This window comes from Alphaproteobacteria bacterium (genome assembly GCA_015231795.1).
Classification (GTDB): Bacteria; Pseudomonadota; Alphaproteobacteria; order Rhodospirillales; family WMHbin7; genus WMHbin7.
Genome location: JADGAX010000004.1, coordinates 26,710 through 43,667, shown reverse-complemented (window position 1 = coordinate 43,667; position 16,958 = coordinate 26,710). Strand labels below are relative to the sequence as shown.

Sequence of the window (16,958 nt, the reverse complement as noted above, 5' to 3'; positions counted from 1 at the left end):
AAATTGATCGGGCTCAAATTTTGATTGGAAGTTGAATATTTCTCACGCAAACTATACGTGATAGGGTAAGAAACGCAGTCGGGGAACATGAAACCAATATCATTGCCTGTGAAAATGCTGCTCCTGTTCGCGGCCAGCTTGGCTTGTATCTGGGGGGCGCTGTTCTTCGAGCTGACTCGTAGCCGCGAGCACGCCATCCGTGACGCCGAGGTCGCTACACAATTTCAGGCCCAGCTTTTCGCGGAAAACACCAACTCGATAATCAAACGTCTTGATGAGTCTATGTTTGACCTGCGCGAACATTGGAGCGATGGGGAGGAGCATTTCGCGGCTAGGGTTCAGCGCCAGGCCGAGCATATTTCCGATATCGCCTTTCAGATAGGCGTGATCGGCAAGGACGGCTTTCTGGCCTATTCGAATTTGCAGAAAGTTCAAGAGCGCGTCGATTTGGGCGAGCGCGAGCATTTCAAGACGCATGTCGGCAGCGGGCGCGACCGATTGTTCATCAGCAAGCCGCTGAAGGGCAAGGTGTCGGGGCGTTGGACCATTCAGTTTACGCGCCCGATCTACGACAAGGGCAAGTTCGAGGGCGTCATTGTCCTGTCCGTCGATCCGTCCCTGTTCATTCGCTTTCAAGACAAGTTGAATCTGCACGGCGACTCGACTCTATCCATTGCGGATGCCGCCGGCAACTTGATGGCCCGCCATCCCGACAACGACGAGCATATGGGCAAGACGGTCAGCGGCGCTCCCCACCAGTCGGCGGATGCGCCGCCCAGCGGATACTTTTCGCGCAAAAGTCCGGTCGATGGCGTCGAACGAATTTTCGGCTATCAAAAACTGCCGGAATACGGGCTGACTTTCGTCATCGGCCAGTCGGCTTCCGAAGCCCTGCAACATGGCGCCGATCAGCGCAATTTCATCCTGGCGACGGCTGGACTGGTCAGCGCGGGCCTTGGCCTTTTGATGTTGTTCCTCTATCAATCGCTTGCGGCGCGCCAAGCGGTTGCGCAGCAGCTCATGCAAAACGAGGAACGCTTCAAGCGCATGACCAAGCTGACGTTGGTCGGCATGATCATTCACGACGGCAAGACGATCATCGACGTCAATCCCACCTTCTGCCAGATGTTCGGCTACGAACCGGAGGAACTGGTGGGCAAAAGTTTCGAGCGCCTGCTGACCGAAGACTCGCGTAACCTTGTCCGTCAGCGCATCAATGACAAGAACGAAGACCCCTACGAGGTCGATGCCGTGCGCAAGGATGGTTCCATCTTTCCGGCGGAACTGGTCGGGCGCAATGTGGTCTATGGCGGCGAATCCGTGCGGGTGGCCAGCGTTGCCGACATCACCGAGCGCAGGCGCAACGAAGAAGCGCTAAGGGCCAGCGAAGAGCGCTATCACAGCCTGTTCGCCGGTTCGAAAGTGCCAAAGTTGCTGATCGATCCCGAAACCGGAGTGATCGTCGACGCCAACAAGGCCGCGTCCAATTTCTACGGTTATAGCGTGGACAAGCTGAAGCAGTTGAAGATCGGCGACATCAACATGGCCAGCAAGGAAGAAGTCGCCCACGAGATGGAGCGCGCCACGCGAGAGCAGCGTTCCGACTTCCATTTCCGCCACCGGCTGGCCTCGGGCGAAATCCGCAATGTCGAGATTCATTCCGGCCCGATCAATGTCGACGGCAAGACAATTCTATATTCCTTGGTCTTCGACGAAACCGTGCGCGTCCGCCTGGAGGCGGAGCGGCGCAAGTTGATCCGCGCCATCGAACAAAGCCCGGTGTCGATCATGATTTCCAACACCAAGGGCGAGATCGAGTACGTCAATCCCAGATTCTTGGAAAACTCTGGATATGAATTGAACGAAGTGTTGGGGCAGAATCCGCGCCTTTTGAAATCCGGGAAAACGCCGCCCGAGGCCTATGCCCAGCTTTGGGGCGCCATCACGGCGGGCGAGGAATGGCACGGCGAATTGTGCAATCGCAAGAAGAATGGCGAACTTTTTTGGGAGCAGGCGTCAATTTCCCCCATTCTGGATGGCGAGGGCAAAATCACCCATTACCTGGGCGTCAAGGAGGACATGACCGAACGCAGGCGCGTGGCCGAGGAATTGAAGCGCTCGCACGCCGAGTTGGAGCAGTTCGCCTATGTGGCCTCGCACGATTTGCGCCAGCCCTTGCGCATGGTCACAAGCTATCTGCAACTGATCGAGCGCAAGCTGGGTTCGACCCTTGAAGGCGACTTGCGGGAATTCATGGATTTCGCCCTGGGCGGCGCCAAGCGCATGGATCAGTTGATCGTCAGCCTGCTGGAATATTCGCGCACCGGCAGAAGCGCCGAGCCTTTCGTTCTGGTCAAGCTGAACGACGTGATCCGCGAAAGCTGCCTCAATCTTGAAGTGGCGATCGCCGATGCCAAGGCCGACATCCGGGTAGCCGACGGTTTCCCCGCCGTCCAAGGACATTGGATGGAACTGGTGCGCTTGTTCCAGAATCTGATCGGCAACGCCATCAAATACCGCTCGCCCGAGCGGCCTATCCGCATCGATCTCAACTTTGCCCGCGAGGGCCAAGAATGGATCCTTCGCGTCAAGGACAACGGCATGGGCATGGATCCCAAGGACCATGGCCGCGCCTTCGCCATTTTCCAACGTCTGGTCAAGGGCGATCAGTATGAGGGGACGGGCATCGGGCTGGCCGTTTGCAAGAAGATCGTCGAACAGCATAAGGGCCGCATCTGGATCGAATCGGCCCTGGGCGAAGGCTGCTGCTTCTACATCGCCTTTCCGGCGCAAGACGTCTGATCCAGCCAAGCCGCCAAGTCTTGGGTGGCGTGGTGGACATGCGCGTCCGCCGTGTCGTGGCGAAATTCCGGTTCATGGGCCTTCACCCAGATCGTGGTCATGCCCAGATCGAAGGCCGGTTTCAGGTTTCTGGCGATATCCTCGAACATGGCGGCCTTTCTTGCCGTCACGTCGTGGCGGGTCAGCAGCAGTTGATAGGTTTCGGGATCGGGTTTGGGCACGTAATTCGACGCGCGAATGTCGAAGATGCCCTCGAAATGCCTGGATAGCCCTAAACGGTCCAGCACCTTCACGGCATGGCTTTCGGTGCCGTTGGTGAAGATCAGCTTGCGTCCAGGCAGATTGGCGAGTGCCGCGTCAAGGCGCGGATCGGGACCCAGCACCGATCGGTCGATGTCGTGGACGAAATCCAAAAAGCGGTCGGGTTCCAGCCCGTGAACCAGCATCAAGCCGCGCAGCGTGGTGCCGAATTCCCGGTAATAGCGCTTCTGAAGCGCATGCGCCTCGACGGCGTTCAACCCCAACAACTCCGAGATGAAGGCGCGCATGCGCGCGTCAATCTGCGGAAACAGGCTGGAAGTGGCCGGATATAGGGTGTTGTCCAGGTCAAAGACCCAGGTGTCAAGCTGGTCCAAGGTGGGGGTGGGCATGCGTTTCTACTCGTTTCGACGGCTGTCTTATGATAATCCCAAACAACGGGGTTACGCCAGAGCGCTAGCGGGTATGACGAAAACGCAATTCACCATCGATTCCGACGTCTTGACGTCAAGCAAGGCCGCCGTGCTGGCGGTGACGCAGGATGGGCATGTCTTGGCCTCCAATCCCAGCGCCCAGCCGCTGGTCGAGGCGATCCAGGAAGGTCATACGCCCGAAGTGATGGGCTATATCGGGCGGGCCGCGGTAACCGGCAAGCCGATGAACGAGTCCGTGCTGCTGCCCGGCATCAGTGGACCGATCTATTATGAATTGGCCATTCTGCCGCTGGCCGCTCCCGCCACTGTCATGGTCTTTGGGCGCGACGTGACCTTGGAGCGCAATCTGCGCCTGGCCCTGGTTGAATCGCGCCAGCGCTATAAGGACCTGGTCGAAATCTCGAGCGATTTTTCCTGGGAAACCGGGTTGGATGGCCGTTTCGTGTTCGTCACACCCAGGGGCGCGCTGGGCTTCTCGGCCGAGGCGTTGGTGGGAAGCCTGCCCATCCGCCTCTTGTCGGAAGGCCATGAAGACCAGTCTTCCCTCTTCTCGGCCCGCGTGGCGGTGGAAGACACCGAAGTTTGGATGAAGCGCTCGGACGGCAGTCTGGCCTGCGTGCTGGTTTCGGCGGCCCCCCTGTTGGGACCAGCCGGGGAATGGCGAGGTGCTCGGGGCGTTTGCCGCGACATCACCATGGTGCGCGAGCGTGACGCCGCCCTGGCCAGGGCCGCCAACCGCGAGCGTTTGCTGACCTACATCGTGCGCACCATCCGAGACGAGGTCGATCCCGCCAATATGCTGATGGCGGCGGCTGAGGCCACGGCCCGCGCGCTGTCATGCGCCGGGTGCCAGATTTTCCGCTCGCAAGACGACAAATTCATTCCGGCGGCTAATTTCGGCGAACATAGCGACGATCAGTCGGTGCATGCCGTGCTGGCCAATCTGGAGGGAGGCGCTTCCTCGGCGGAACTGTCCTTGAACGGATGGCAGGTGCTAAGCGCCGTGTCGCGCTATCACCGCGAAGCCAACGGCGCCATTTGCGTCTGGCGCGCCGAAGGCTCGCAGCCCTTCTGCGACGACGACCGCCTGCTGATTCTGGACGTCGCCAACCAGATCGGCATCGCCAACGAACAGATCGCCAATCACGAACGCATCTTGAACCTGTCGCGCACCGATGGGCTGACCGGCCTGTTCAACCGCCGCGCCTTCTTCGAAGAGATCGAGCGGCGCTTCAATCGTCTGGCCCGCGATCGCAAGCCGGCGGCCCTGATCTATGTCGATCTGGATAATTTCAAGATGGTCAACGACGTGCACGGCCATCAGAAAGGCGATGAAGCGCTGTTGGCCGTAAAGCAGCTTTTGATTCACAACACGCGCCCGATCGATCTGGTGTCGCGCCTGGGCGGCGACGAATTCGCCGTCTGGCTTGAAAACGCCGACCAGGATGTGGCCGAAAAGCGCGCGCAGGTCTTGCTCGACGCCAGCCGCTCGCTGGCTTCCTTCTCAGGCTCGCCCGAAAAAGTCCTGGGCGTTTCCTTGGGCATCGCCGTGCATGATCCCAGACGATCGGAAACGCTCGAAGGCATGATCGCCAGGGCGGACGAGGCCATGTACGAGGTCAAGCGCACCGGCAAGGGCAGCTATCGCATCGCAAGGCCGATCTCGCCCGGCGGAGTTGGCGCATGAGCAATCTGCTAAAGCGCCTGTTGGGCAGCCTGAAGGGCGAAAAGCCGGTCGAATATGAAGAGGCCAGGGATCTGGCGGCCAGCGCCGACGCCAAGACAAGGGGCGAACTGGCGGCCCATAAGGGGCTGATGCCGGAAATCCTGTACTATCTGGCGGGCGACCCGTTAAGCGAGGTGCGTCGCAAAATCGCCAAGAATCCTTCGACGCCGGTACAGGCCAATCTTCTGCTGGCCAAGGACGCCGACGAAGACGTGCGTTCCGACCTGGCGCTGAAAATCGCCAAGCTGGCGCCCGGACTTGGACCCGACGAACAAGACCGCATCCGGCGCATCACCTATGAGACGCTGGAAATCCTGGCTCGCGACCAGTTGCCGCGCGTCAGGCGCATCATCGCCGAGACGCTGAAGGACGTCGCCAACGCGCCGCCCGACATCATCCGCCGACTGGCTCGCGATACGGAAATCGTGGTGGCCGGGCCGGTGCTGGAATGTTCGCCGGTTCTGACCGACGAAGACCTGCTGGAAATCATTTCGACAGGCCCCATCAAGGGGGCCTTGGCCGCCATTTCCAGGCGCGCTGGCGTTGGCGCCGAGGTGGCCGACGTTATCGCCAAGTCGGACGATGTCGAGGCCATCGCCGTGTTGCTGGGCAACAAAAGCGCCCAGATCCGCGAAGAAACCCTGGATCGCCTGATCGAACGCGCCCCGGATATCGAGATGTGGCACGCCCCATTGGTGCAGCGCCCGCATCTGTCGGCCAGGGCCGTGGGGCGCATCGCCAGATTCGTGGCGGACAATCTGCTCGACGCGTTGAAGACGCGCAACGATCTGCCCGAAAGCGTGATGGCCGACGTCGAACGCGAGGTCAAGAAGCGCCTGGAGGCGGAAACCCAACAGATCGAACTGCGCCAGCCCAGGCGCAAGGGGGCCGCAGGTGCTGGCGCCAACGCCGATCCTCTGGCCGAACTCAAACAGCTTCATGCGGCGGGCAAGCTGGAGGAAGACGACGTCGCCAAGGCCTTGTCGGCGGGCAAGCTGGAGATGGTCACCGGTTCGCTGGCCGTGCGGGCCGGTCTGTCGCTGGAAGTGGTGAAGAAGGCCATCGAAACGCAAAGCGCCAAAGGCATGGTGGCCCTTTCCTTCAAGGCTGGTCTGGGCATGGACTTGTCGCAGCAACTGCAGGCCAAGCTGGCGCGCGTGCCGCCTTCGGGCATCATCCGCGCCCATAAGGGCAATTGTCCGCTTTCGCCCGACGAGGTGGATTGGCAGATCGACTTCTTCAAAAGTCTGGTCGCTGACGCCAAGGCGCGCTAATCCACGTCCCTTGCCACGCGAAATCCCAGCACATAGCTAAGGACGCGGCCCTCGTTCCTGGCCCTGGCGCTGGGCCGCGACATCTGGGCGTAGTAGTACCAAGCCCCACCTTTCATCACGCGGGCCATGCAGGCGGGCAGGCCGGGCAGGGGATTGGCTTCGGGTCCGCGCGGCTTCTGGTCTTTGGGCGCTCCGGTATGATCGGGATGCCAGCAATCCTCGGTCCATTCCCAAACATTGCCCGCCATGTCGTAAAGGCCAAAGGCGTTGGGCGGATAGCTGCCCACCGGGGCGGTGGAAAAACCGTTGAAGGGATCGTCGCCGCAGCCTCGGCAATTGGCCCGCCCAGGCTCCATTTTATCGCCCCAGGAAAACAGGCCGGCGGTTCCCGCCCTGGCCGCCCATTCCCATTCCGCTTCGCCGGGCAGGCGATAGCGCTTGCCGCTCTTTTGCGACAGCCAAGCCAGGAACTGTTTGACGTCGTCGATGGTGACGTTCATGACCGGGCGATTGGCGCGCCCCCATTTATGGTCGTCGGGATTGCGCAAGCAAGCCTGGGCATCGAAGCAGGCCTGCCATTCGTCGAAGGTGACTTCATAGCGGCCAAGGGCGAAGGGTTTGGCGATCTTCACCGGATGCGCCGGGCGCTCGTTCTCGTGGCCCACATCCGATCCCATGATAAAACCGCCTTTCGGCACGATCACCATTTCCGGGCAGTCGGGGCAATCGCGAAAAGGCTCTTGCGCATGGGCGGGAAGACAGAAGAAGGCCAGCGACAGCAGGCAGAAAAACAGACCGGGATGAATGCTGGCCCGCGCCATCATCTTCATCAGTTGGACGGCGCCGAGAAGAGGCGGAACATCGAGGCGTTGCGCCCGGCCATGTCGGCGGGCAAATCCTGGCGAGCCAGCCGCTCCGCGGCCTGGGCGTCGCCCTTGAAGGCCATCAGCACGGCCAGATTCTGCCTGATCTGCATGCGCGCCCTGGGCTGCTTGGCGGCGCGCTCCAGTGTTGCGATAGCGATCGGCAAGGCGCCGCTTTTGGCCTGCGACAAGGCTAGGTTGTTCAGCACCACCGGATTTTCTGGCGTCAGGTCCAAAGCCTTCAGATAGCTTTCCTGCGCTTCGGAATGCATGTCCTGGTAATCATAGGCGATGCCCAGGGCGGACAGGATTTCCCAATTCTTGGGGGCCTGAAGCTGGGCTTTTTTAAGAATCTCGACCGCCTTGGCCGGTTGGGTGGCGGCGATCAGGCATTTGCCCAATTCGATTCTAAGGGCCACATTGTCGGCATGCTTGTCGGCGAAAGGCATCAGCACGCCAGCCGCTTCGGGGCCATAGCCGGAATAGCGCAGCGCCTTGGCGTAGCGCAGGGCGATCTTTTCGTCGTTGGGGGCGCGTTCGAAAAGGGAATGGTAATATTCCGCTGCCGCTGGCCAGTCATTGGCCTGTTCGGCCTCGCTGACCGCTTCGTTCAAGGTCGTGCCGACCTGCTTGTCGGTCAGGCTGGCGGGTTCCTCCAACCCGCTTTCGCAGGCCGGGAGAAGAAGCAGGGCAAAGAGCAGGGCAAGATGTCGCATGGGCGGATTATGCGGCCAGTCTTGACGTTGGACAATGGACAAGTTCGATTCGTTTGGCGCAGGATACCGGCCTGAAATCCTAACTTTGCGGGGGCGTCATGGCGGACACAGACATCAAGGCCATTACCTGGCTGGACGACGGCTGGCATGCCGGAAATCCCAAGGCGCTGGGACCGATGACGCACGGCGTCTGGCTGGGGTCGGTGGTGTTTGACGGCGCAAGAGCCATCCGGGGGCTGGCCCCCGACATGGCCCGCCACATGGCCAGAGCCTGCGCTTCGGCCCGCGTTCTGGGGTTAGAGCCGATGCTGACGCCCTATGAGATCGAGGAACTGGCCTGGGAGGGCATTCGCCGTTTCGGACCAGATGCCGAACTGTATGTCTGCCCTATGTTCTGGGCCGAGAGCGGTTTCGCCATCCCCGATCCGGCCAGCACGCGCTTTGCGCTGTCGGTCTACGAAGCCCCCTTGCCGACCTCTCCCGGCTTTACCGCCTGCCTGTCTTCGTTCAGAAGGCCCGCCCGCGACGCCGCCCCCACCGAGGCCAAGGCGTCATGCCTCTATCCCAACATTTCGCGCATCGTGCGCGAAGCCGGGCAAAAGGGATTCGATACGGCGGCCGTGCTCGATCCTTGCGGCAATCTGGCGGAATTCGCCTATACCAATCTGTTTCTGGTCAAGGATGGAGCGGCGCACACGCCCGCCATCAACGGCACCTTCCTGAACGGCATCACGCGCCAGCGGGTGATCGCCCTTCTGAGGGATGCGGGGGTCGAGGTGATCGAGCGGGCGATTGCGCCCGGCGAATTGCAGACGGCCAAGGAAATCTTCGCCACCGGCAACTACGCCAAGGTGCAGGCTTGTTTGCGCTATGAAGAACGCAGCCTGTCGCCTGGTCCGGTCTATGAACTGGCGCGCCAGCTTTATTGGGATTTCGCGAAACGGGGGGCTTGAAGAATTTTCAAGGCCGCCTGTTTGGTGGCGGGCGACAGGGCGAAATATTCATATTGTACGTCGAAGGCGGTTTTGAACTCGGCCAGCGCCTTGAATTCATCTTCCTTCCAACTGGGATTGCCGATCAATTCGTCGAAAACGACGACCGAGCCTTCGACCAACCGGGGAGCCAGGGCGAACAGCACGGTCCTGGCCGAGGCGTACAAATCGGAATCGATGTTGACGAAGCGCACGTTGCCAGGATGCTCGGCCAGGAAGGCGGGCAGCGTGTCTTCGAACCATCCGGGATGCAGGCGCGCGTTGGCGGGAACGGTCGGCAATTGCGACGCCGTTGAAAGCAATCCAGGGCCTGCGCTTCCCCAGGCTTCGGGCAGTCCTTCGAAGGAATCGAAGCCATGCACCTCTTGCCCAGCGATGGCGGCAAGATGGCGAAGCGAGGTGCCGCGCCGAACCCCGAATTCCAGAACAAGCCCGTCCGTCCTCGCCTCGCTCATGGCATACGCCAGCAACTGGGGGGCCAGCGCAAACAGCGCATGATCTTGCCTCAGATGCGGTTTGATCGCCTTCAAGCCGTCGATCAGAACGCGATGGCGCCCCTTGCGGGCCAGGGATAGCGCCAGTCCCTCTTCGCCTTGAAGCCAGCGATAGGCGGCCAGCAGGGCCGCGTAATTGCCGTTGACCGGGCCGGTGCAGGCCATGGCGTGCTCAAGCCGGCGCAAGGCGTCCTCCATGCCCCGAAGCGCCAGCGCCGGGGCATGGCTGTGATACCAGGCGACGGCCATGTTGGGGCGCCGCTCCAAAACCCAATCGAAGGCGGCCAGCGCCTCTGGGGCGCAGCCCAGCGCCAGAAGGCACATCGCTTTTTCGAATCCCAATTCGATGGCGTCGCCCTTTAGCGTATCGAACGCAGCCAGCGCATCTTCGAAGCGGGCGTCGCGGCGCAGCGCCTTGGCATAGGCGACGTCCAGACCGGGATAGTCGGGGGCGAGTTGGCGCAGCCTGGCGAAACCCTCCACCGCCTGATGGGCGCGGTTGGCCTTGAAATCGCCCAGCGCTTGCCGGTAGATGCCGTCGAAGATTTCGATCATGCGGGCATTCATGGCCAGGGGCGGCAAAAAGAGCAAGGGGGCTGATTCTCAAGGGTTATGTACGAAAACTGTCATATTGCGCCGCACTTACGGGCCGTGGAAATCCGCCAAAATGGGTAGGGGGTATACGACCCATTTTGGTGTGCCCACGAGACAAGTTTGCGTAGAACCGTTGATTTTCGAAATTTTTGTTCTTGCTTAGCCCTAATCACGACAATATGCTGCTGACGCAGGTGCAGCAAATCCGCCCAAACAGCGTGTGCAACGCAAAATATTTTTGCTTGGCGGGAAAATTTCGCACCAGCTAGTCTTGCCGATCTGTTCGTGCTGGGAAGGAGTCGAGTTCCATGACCGTCAAGTTCACCCGCCGCCGCGCTCTTACGGTGCTTGCCGCCGCCGCTGGCGTGCCTCTTTTCCTGACGGCCAAAGGGGCCCAGGCCAAGATGGCGCGCTGGGAAGGAACGGCGCTTGGCGCTCCGGCCTCGATCTCGCTTTATCATAAGGACGAGGCGAAGGCGCACGCCGCCATCGAGGCGGGCTTGGCCGAACTGGCTAGGCTTGAGTCCATTTTCAGCGTCTATCGGGCCGACACCACCTTGGCCCGCTTGAACCGCGAAGGCCGGGTCGAGAACGTCTCGCCGGACTTCATCGCGATGCTGACGCATGCCCTGACGCTGGCCGAGAAAAGCGACGGCGTCTACGATCCCACCATTCAGCCCCTGTGGCAGACCTATTTCAGCCATTTCACCGGCGTCAATCCCGATCCGAACGGCCCGGCAGCCAGCCAGATCGAGGCGGCCCGCCAGTTGGTCGATTGGCGCAATGTCGAGGTCAATGCCAAGGCGCGCAGCGTGGCCTTCGCCAAGCCGGGCATGGGCCTTACGCTGAACAGCGGCGCCCAGGGCTATATCACCGACCGCGTGGCGGATGTGCTTCGCGCCTACGGATTTACCCAGATGATCGTCGATATGGGCGAGCCTCGGGCGATGGACGCCAAGCCCGACGGTTCCGCCTGGAAGATCGGCATCGCCAATCCGGCCAATCCAGAACAGGCGATCAGCGAAATCGACGTCGTGAACAAGTGCGTCTCGACCTCGGGCGGCTATGGCACCTTGTTCGACGATGCGGGCAAATTCACCCATCTGATCGATCCGCGCTCGGGCAAGACCGCTCCGGCGCTGCTGGGCGTTTCGGTGGTGGCTTCCACGGCCACCGCTGCCGACGGCCTCTCGGCCGCCATGCTGCTGTCCGATCCCGCCAAGCGCTTGCCGCTTCTGCGCGCCATGGGCGGCGAAATGGCCCTGTTCGTCACGCCTTCGGGCGTCGTTGAGAAGCTGGAGGCGTGATGCAGGCCGAAGACGATATGCCCGATCCCAGCAACTTTGCCGCCGTCGAAGGACTGGCCAAGGTTGTCGCCATTGAGGGAGCCGTCGCCTGGCTCGAACCCGAACAGACCTCGTCTTGCGGCGGCTGCGCCTCGTCAAGCGCGTGCGGCGCCGACGTTTTCGGTTCGCGCCTGCATGCCAGACGCTTTCCGCTCGACAACGTGCATGAGCTGAAGGTTGGCGACCGGGTCGTCATCGGCGTTCAGGAAAGCACGCTGGTCAAGGCCTCGATGACCGCTTATGCCATTCCGCTGGTAACCATGCTGTGCAGCGGCACCGTCGCCCATCTTTTGGGCCACGAAGATGGCATTACGATGTTGGCGACGTTCGCGGGCCTGGGAATCGGCCTTTATATCGCTAGGCTGCGGGCCAAGAAGCTGACCGCCCAGGGCGAGTTGACGCCCATCTATCTGCGCCATGCGCCATCCCCGGCGCAGAGCGAATCCTGCCAGCTGAACTAGGGAGCCGATCATGCAAGAAATCATCATGGTGATTGTCGGCGCCGCCCTGGTCAACAATGTCGTGTTGATGCGTTTTTTGGGCCTGTGTTCGTTCATGGGCGTCACCACCAAGATCGACACCGCGGTCGGCATGGGCATGGCCACCACCTTCGTGATTACCGTTTCCTCGATGGGCAACTGGGCGCTTGAGAATTACCTGCTGCTGCCCTATGGATTGGAATATCTGCGTACCTACACCTTCATTCTGGTCATCGCCGCCGCCGTGCAGTTCACCGAAATGTCGGTGCGCAAGATTTCGCCGCCTTTGTTCCAGATGCTGGGCATCTATCTGCCGCTGATCACCACCAACTGCGCGGTGCTGGGCGTGTCGTTGCTGATCGTCGAGGGCCATCAAGGCTTTCTGATCGGCACCATCTTCTCCTTTGCTTCGTCGGTCGGTTTCAGCTTGGCTTTGGCTTTGCTGGCGGGCCTGCGTGAGCGTTTGGCGCTGTGCGACGTGCCGCGCCTGTTCATGGGTCCCCCGGTCGGTTTCGTGACGGCAAGCCTGTTGGCGCTTGCCTTCATGGGCTTTTCCGGCATGGCTTCTAACTAGGAGAAGGCTCTCATGTTGCTGGCTATCGGAAGTGTTGCCGTGATGGGCGCCGCCCTGGGCGGGATTTTGGGCGCTGCCGCCAAGCTTCTGGCGGTCGAGGAAAATCCCTTGGAGGTCGAACTGCTGGGCCTGTTGCCGGGCGCGCAATGCGGCCAGTGCGGCTATGTTGGCTGCGGGCAGTACGCCGCCGCCCTGGCCAAGGGCGAAGCCAGCATCACCGCCTGCGCGCCGGGCGGCAAGCCGGTGATCGAGGCCCTGGCCAAGAAGCTGGGCGTTACCGCCGACACGAGCGATCACGAGGAAGAAAGCCTGCAATACGCCGTGGTCGACGAGTCCCTGTGCATCGGCTGCATGCGCTGTCTGGGCGAATGTTCGGTCGACGCCATCGTGGGCGCCGCCAAGCAAATGCATACCGTGATCAAGCAGGAATGCCACGGCTGCAAGAAATGCTTCAACATCTGCCCGACCGAGGCCATCAAGATGGTGACCGTGCCGGTCACCTTGAGCAGCTGGCACTGGCACAAGCCCCAATCCGATCAGGCGGTGCACTAAGATGAAACTGTTTCCCATTCGCGGCGGCATTCATCCCGAATACCGCAAGGAACGCACGGCCGACAAAGCGATCGTTTCCTTCCCATTGCCTGCCATGCTGTACATTCCCTTGCAGCAGCATATCGGCGCTCCCGCCGAGGCGGTGGTGCAGGCTGGCGATCTGGTCAAGAAAGGTCAGATGCTGGCCAAGGGACAGGGCGCTGTGTCCGCCCCCAGCCATGCGCCCACGTCGGGAACCATCGAGTCCGTCTCGGAGATCACGGCGCCCCATCCGTCGGGCCTGCCGCAATTGACCATCGTTCTTAAGGCCGACGGCAAGGACGAATGGGCAAGCGACCTTCCCCCCCCCATTGCCGATCCTTTCGCGGTTTCGCCCGATGAGATCCGCGCCCGCGTGGCTTGGGCGGGCATCGTGGGCTTGGGTGGCGCTGCCTTCCCCACCCCGGTAAAGCTCAATCTCGGCGCGCAGCTCAAGATTCACACCTTGCTGCTCAACGGCGCCGAATGCGAACCCTACCTGACCTGCGACGACCGCGTGATGCGCGAATTCGCCGCCGAGGTTTTGGACGGTGCGCGCATCATGGCCCACACGCTGAGCGCTGGGCGCATCGTGATCGCCATCGAAGACAACAAGCCCGAGGCCCAGCGCATCATGCGCGACGCCGCCAAGCCGTTCTCGAACATCGAGGTCATCGGCGTGCCGGTTCAGTATCCGATGGGGTCCGAGCGTCATTTGACGCAGGCCATCACCGGCCTGGAAACGCCCGCCCGCAAGCTGACCGCCGATCTGGGCGTGGTGGTGCACAATGTGATGACGGCCCGCGCCGTGCACAAGGCGGTGCGCGAGGGCAAGCCGCTTTTGTCGCGCGTGGTCACCGTTTCGGGCGGCGCCGTGCAGGACCCCAAGAACATCGAGGCGCTGATCGGCACCAAATTGTCCGAACTGGTCGCCTTTTGCGGCGGCCTGGCCAAGGACGCCAAGCGCTTCGTGAATGGCGGGCCGATGATGGGCCAGCCGCTTCCGGGCCTTGATGTGCCGTTGGTCAAGGGCATGTCGGGCATTCTGGCGCTGACCTCTTCGGAAGTGAACGAGCAGCCTGCCAGCCCCTGCATCCGCTGCGGCACCTGCGTCACCATTTGCCCCTGCGGCCTGGTGCCGGTCGAAATGGCCGCCGTCATCCGCAAGGATCATCTGGATCAGGCGGCGCATCTGGGCGTGATGGATTGCGTGTCCTGCGGCAGTTGCTCCTATATCTGCCCGTCGCACATTCCCCTGGTGCATTATTTCAACTACGCCAAGGGGATGCTGAACGCGCAAGACCGCGAGAAGCGCAGGCTTGACCGCGTGAAGCATCTGGCCGAGGCCAGAAACGAACGTCTGGAAAAGGCCGCCGCCGCCAAGAAAGCCGCCGCCGCCGCCGCTGCCGCCGCCAAGAAAGCGGCAGCCGAAGCCGCATCCACTTCAACCGCTGACAACAGGCCCGGCGCATGAGTGTCATGATCGAAAAAAGCGGACCCTTCGGACACGCTCAGTCCAGCGTTTCCAAGACCATGTCGACGGTGCTGGTAGCGCTTTTGCCCGCCACTTTGTTCAATGTCTGGCTGTTCGGCTGGCCCGCGCTTCTGATGTTCCTGATCACCGTGGGCGCTTGCATCGCCTTCGAAGCCGGATGTCTGGCTTGGCAGGACCGTCCGGTCAAGCCAGCCCTTCTCGACGGTTCGGCGACGCTGACCGGCTGGCTTCTGGCCATGAGCCTGCCGCCCTGGACGCCCTGGTGGATCGGCGTGCTGGGCGCTTTCCTGGCCATCGTGCTGGCCAAGCATATTTATGGAGGCCTGGGTCAGAACGTCTTCAATCCGGCGATGGTCGGACGCGTCGGCCTGCTGGTTTCCTTCCCCGTGCAGATGACCGCCTTCGTGCCGCCCAAGCCCTTGTTCACCGAAGGCGCTCCCGGCCTGATCGACAGCCTGGGCATGGTGTTCGGCGGCGGCTTGTCGAACATGGACAGCATCAGCGCCGCCTCGGCGCTGGGCCATATCAAGACCGAATTGACCAAGGGCGTTCCGGTCAGCGAATCACTGCCCCAGGTCTTCGACCTGACCAGCATGCTCACCGGCATGCATATCGGCAGCTTCGGCGAAACCTCGGCCATCCTGATCCTGCTGGGCGGCCTGTTCTTGATCTGGCGCGGCGTCATTTCGTGGCACACGCCGGTCGGGCTGATGGGCACCTTGTTCGTTTGCGCCCAGATTTCGCACATGGCCATGCCCGAGCGTTTCGCCAGCGGCACCTTCCATCTGTTGGCGGGAGCCACCTTCCTGGGCGCCTTCTTCATCGCCACCGATTATGTCACCTCGCCGATCTCGAAAAAGGGGCAATTGGTCTATGGCATGGGCTGCGGTTTCCTGATTTGGGTTATCCGTTGCTTCGCGGGCTATCCTGAGGGCGTCGCCTTCGCGGTGCTGCTGATGAACGCGCTGACCCCGGTGATCGACCACCATGTCCGCCCGCGCACGTTCGGGCGCAACAGCAAGGGCGAGCCGTTATCGGTGAAGGGAGACGGCAAATGAGCTACAACAGCAACAAGCCGACTTACGTTCATGCGATGATTCTGGCGGCCTTCAGCGCGGGTTTCGGATCATTGCTGGCCTTCACCGATCTGTTCACCGACGAGCCGATCAAGCAACGGCGCATCGAGGATTTGCAAAATTCGCTGGTTCAGGTGTTGCCGCCCGCGATCTACGACAACAATCCGGCGCTGGACACTTTCATGGTGCCGGTCGAAGACGGCAAGGAGCGCAAGATCTACCGCGCCACCAAAGAAGGCAAAGTGACCGGCGTGGCCTATGAAACCTACGGCCAGGGCTATGCCGGACAGATCAAGATCATCATGGGCGTCGATCCCCAGGGCAAAATCCTGGGCGTGCGCGCCGTCCAGCACAAGGAAACGCCGGGCCTGGGCGACAAGATCGAACCCAAGAAGGGGCCTTGGATTTTGCAGTTCAACGGCCTGTCGATCGACAATCCGCCGCCCAATATGTGGAAAGTGAAAAAGGACGGCGGCCAGTTCGATCAGTTCTCGGGCGCCACCATCACGCCGCGCGCGGTGGTTACAGGCATCCGCAAGGGGCTGGAATTCTTCTCTGCCAACAAGCCGCAATTGCTGGAGGTTCGCTGATGTCCACGAAATACGGCACCATCATCAAGGATGGTTTGTGGGAAAATAACGGCGTTCTGTGCCAGTTGCTGGGCATGTGCCCGACCATGGCGATGACGACCAGCGCCACCAACGGCTTCGGCATGGGGGTGGCCACCATGCTGGTGATGGCGGCGTCGAACTTCTTCGTCGCCCTGTTTCGAAACTACATCACCAACGAAGTCCGCATTCCCGTCTACATCCTGATCGTGGCCGCCATGGTCACGCTGGTCGATCTGACCTGCAATGCCTGGATGCATGAACTGTACAAGGTGCTGGGTCTGTTCATTCCGCTGATCGTGTCGAACTGCCTGCCCCTGGGCCGTCTGGAAGTGTTCGCCTCGCGCGAGCCGGTCTTCCCCTCCTTTATGGATGGTTTGTTCATGGGCGCGGGTTTCACGCTGGCTCTGACCATTATCGGCGCCATGCGCGAGATTTCGGGTTCGGGCACGCTGTTCGCCGATGCCAACCTGCTGCTGGGTCCGGCCTTCAAGGTCCTGGAAACCCGCATCTTCCCGGAAGACGCCGCCGTTCTGATGATGATCTTGCCGCCGGGCGGCTTCCTGGCCACCGGCCTGCTGATTGCCTTCAAACGCAAGTTGGACTTGGCCATGGGCAAGCAGATTCAAATGGCCGGCGCGCACAGCGTCGGTTAAG

At 61.4% G+C, this 16,958-nt stretch carries 16 protein-coding genes; 12 read left to right on the top strand and 4 right to left on the bottom strand.

The features are described from left to right. The first annotated feature begins 114 nt into the window (after window positions 1-114). Window positions 115-2,802 (top strand): PAS domain S-box protein, encoded by a 2,688-nt coding sequence (locus HQL44_10175; protein ID MBF0268949.1) that lies wholly within the window; start codon window positions 115-117, stop codon window positions 2,800-2,802. Here the strand turns inward: HQL44_10175 and HQL44_10170 are convergent. Next, window positions 2,772-3,452 carry a pyrimidine 5'-nucleotidase gene (locus HQL44_10170; protein ID MBF0268948.1) on the bottom strand — a complete coding sequence of 227 codons (681 nt, stop codon included), beginning with the start codon at window positions 3,450-3,452 and terminating at the stop codon, window positions 2,772-2,774. The two genes, HQL44_10175 and HQL44_10170, sit on opposite strands and share 31 nt — an antisense overlap. A gap of 73 nt (window positions 3,453-3,525) precedes the next feature. On the opposite strand from HQL44_10170, the gene HQL44_10165 reads away from it, so the two are divergent. Further along, a complete protein-coding gene (locus HQL44_10165) occupies window positions 3,526-5,181 on the top strand; it encodes a diguanylate cyclase (protein ID MBF0268947.1) in 1,656 nt (551 codons plus the stop codon). Continuing rightward, window positions 5,178-6,494, top strand: a complete 1,317-nt coding sequence (locus tag HQL44_10160) for a DUF2336 domain-containing protein (protein MBF0268946.1) — start codon at window positions 5,178-5,180, stop codon at window positions 6,492-6,494. The genes HQL44_10165 and HQL44_10160 overlap by 4 nt, the downstream gene beginning before the upstream one ends. Here HQL44_10160 and HQL44_10155 read toward each other — a convergent pair. Both HQL44_10155 and HQL44_10150 read right to left on the bottom strand, forming a co-directional pair. After that, a complete protein-coding gene (locus HQL44_10155; GenBank protein ID MBF0268945.1) occupies window positions 6,491-7,315 on the bottom strand; it encodes a formylglycine-generating enzyme family protein in 825 nt (274 codons plus the stop codon). The genes HQL44_10160 and HQL44_10155 overlap by 4 nt on opposite strands. 8 nt (window positions 7,316-7,323) lie before the next feature. Beyond that, window positions 7,324-8,073 carry a tetratricopeptide repeat protein gene (locus HQL44_10150; GenBank protein ID MBF0268944.1) on the bottom strand — a complete coding sequence of 250 codons (750 nt, stop codon included), beginning with the start codon at window positions 8,071-8,073 and terminating at the stop codon, window positions 7,324-7,326. Window positions 8,074-8,171: 98 nt separating this feature from the next. Between HQL44_10150 and HQL44_10145 the strand changes: the two genes are divergently transcribed. Continuing rightward, complete coding sequence (locus HQL44_10145; GenBank protein ID MBF0268943.1) at window positions 8,172-9,026, top strand: branched-chain amino acid aminotransferase; 855 nt, start codon at window positions 8,172-8,174, stop codon at window positions 9,024-9,026. Here HQL44_10145 and HQL44_10140 read toward each other — a convergent pair. Further along, on the bottom strand, window positions 8,996-10,150 hold the full coding sequence (locus tag HQL44_10140; GenBank protein MBF0268942.1) for a class I SAM-dependent methyltransferase: 1,155 nt from the start codon (window positions 10,148-10,150) through the stop codon (window positions 8,996-8,998). The two genes, HQL44_10145 and HQL44_10140, sit on opposite strands and share 31 nt — an antisense overlap. Window positions 10,151-10,461: 311 nt before the next feature. Between HQL44_10140 and HQL44_10135 the strand changes: the two genes are divergently transcribed. The 8 genes from HQL44_10135 to HQL44_10100 are packed head-to-tail and all read left to right on the top strand — an operon-like array spanning window position 10,462 to window position 16,957. Next, entirely contained in the window at window positions 10,462-11,460 is a 999-nt protein-coding gene (locus HQL44_10135) for an FAD:protein FMN transferase (protein MBF0268941.1), read from the top strand. Further along, complete coding sequence (locus HQL44_10130) at window positions 11,460-11,960, top strand: SoxR reducing system RseC family protein (protein ID MBF0268940.1); 501 nt, start codon at window positions 11,460-11,462, stop codon at window positions 11,958-11,960. Before HQL44_10135 ends, HQL44_10130 begins: the two co-directional genes overlap by 1 nt. A 10-nt stretch (window positions 11,961-11,970) precedes the next feature. After that, the gene (gene rsxA / locus HQL44_10125) at window positions 11,971-12,552 is read left to right on the top strand and encodes an electron transport complex subunit RsxA (GenBank protein ID MBF0268939.1); all 582 of its coding nucleotides are present in this window, start codon (window positions 11,971-11,973) and stop codon (window positions 12,550-12,552) included. Window positions 12,553-12,564: 12 nt separating this feature from the next. Next, a complete protein-coding gene (locus tag HQL44_10120; GenBank protein ID MBF0268938.1) occupies window positions 12,565-13,104 on the top strand; it encodes an RnfABCDGE type electron transport complex subunit B in 540 nt (179 codons plus the stop codon). Window position 13,105: 1 nt separating this feature from the next. Then, a complete protein-coding gene (gene rsxC, locus HQL44_10115) occupies window positions 13,106-14,596 on the top strand; it encodes an electron transport complex subunit RsxC (GenBank protein ID MBF0268937.1) in 1,491 nt (496 codons plus the stop codon). Next, entirely contained in the window at window positions 14,593-15,675 is a 1,083-nt protein-coding gene (locus HQL44_10110; protein MBF0268936.1) for an RnfABCDGE type electron transport complex subunit D, read from the top strand. Before rsxC ends, HQL44_10110 begins: the two co-directional genes overlap by 4 nt. Further along, on the top strand, window positions 15,672-16,283 hold the full coding sequence (rsxG, locus tag HQL44_10105) for an electron transport complex subunit RsxG (GenBank protein ID MBF0268935.1): 612 nt from the start codon (window positions 15,672-15,674) through the stop codon (window positions 16,281-16,283). Before HQL44_10110 ends, rsxG begins: the two co-directional genes overlap by 4 nt. Further along, window positions 16,283-16,957, top strand: coding sequence for an electron transport complex subunit E (locus HQL44_10100; GenBank protein MBF0268934.1), 675 nt, complete (start codon window positions 16,283-16,285; stop codon window positions 16,955-16,957). The genes rsxG and HQL44_10100 overlap by 1 nt, the downstream gene beginning before the upstream one ends. Window position 16,958: the final 1 nt, after the last annotated feature.

Excerpts from the sequence above, each read along its gene's own strand:
- HQL44_10175 (MBF0268949.1), top strand. The coding sequence starts at position 115 with ATGCTGCTCCTGTTCGCGGCCAGCTTGGCTTGTATCTGGGGGGCGCTG.
- HQL44_10170 (MBF0268948.1), bottom strand. The coding sequence starts at position 3,452 with ATGCCCACCCCCACCTTGGACCAGCTTGACACCTGGGTCTTTGACCTG.
- HQL44_10165 (MBF0268947.1), top strand. The coding sequence starts at position 3,526 with ATGACGAAAACGCAATTCACCATCGATTCCGACGTCTTGACGTCAAGC.
- HQL44_10160 (MBF0268946.1), top strand. The coding sequence starts at position 5,178 with ATGAGCAATCTGCTAAAGCGCCTGTTGGGCAGCCTGAAGGGCGAAAAG.
- HQL44_10155 (MBF0268945.1), bottom strand. The coding sequence starts at position 7,315 with ATGGCGCGGGCCAGCATTCATCCCGGTCTGTTTTTCTGCCTGCTGTCG.
- HQL44_10150 (MBF0268944.1), bottom strand. The coding sequence starts at position 8,073 with ATGCGACATCTTGCCCTGCTCTTTGCCCTGCTTCTTCTCCCGGCCTGC.
- HQL44_10145 (MBF0268943.1), top strand. The coding sequence starts at position 8,172 with ATGGCGGACACAGACATCAAGGCCATTACCTGGCTGGACGACGGCTGG.
- HQL44_10135 (MBF0268941.1), top strand. The coding sequence starts at position 10,462 with ATGACCGTCAAGTTCACCCGCCGCCGCGCTCTTACGGTGCTTGCCGCC.
- HQL44_10130 (MBF0268940.1), top strand. The coding sequence starts at position 11,460 with ATGCAGGCCGAAGACGATATGCCCGATCCCAGCAACTTTGCCGCCGTC.
- rsxA (MBF0268939.1), top strand. The coding sequence starts at position 11,971 with ATGCAAGAAATCATCATGGTGATTGTCGGCGCCGCCCTGGTCAACAAT.
- HQL44_10120 (MBF0268938.1), top strand. The coding sequence starts at position 12,565 with ATGTTGCTGGCTATCGGAAGTGTTGCCGTGATGGGCGCCGCCCTGGGC.
- rsxC (MBF0268937.1), top strand. The coding sequence starts at position 13,106 with ATGAAACTGTTTCCCATTCGCGGCGGCATTCATCCCGAATACCGCAAG.
- HQL44_10110 (MBF0268936.1), top strand. The coding sequence starts at position 14,593 with ATGAGTGTCATGATCGAAAAAAGCGGACCCTTCGGACACGCTCAGTCC.
- rsxG (MBF0268935.1), top strand. The coding sequence starts at position 15,672 with ATGAGCTACAACAGCAACAAGCCGACTTACGTTCATGCGATGATTCTG.
- HQL44_10100 (MBF0268934.1), top strand. The coding sequence starts at position 16,283 with ATGTCCACGAAATACGGCACCATCATCAAGGATGGTTTGTGGGAAAAT.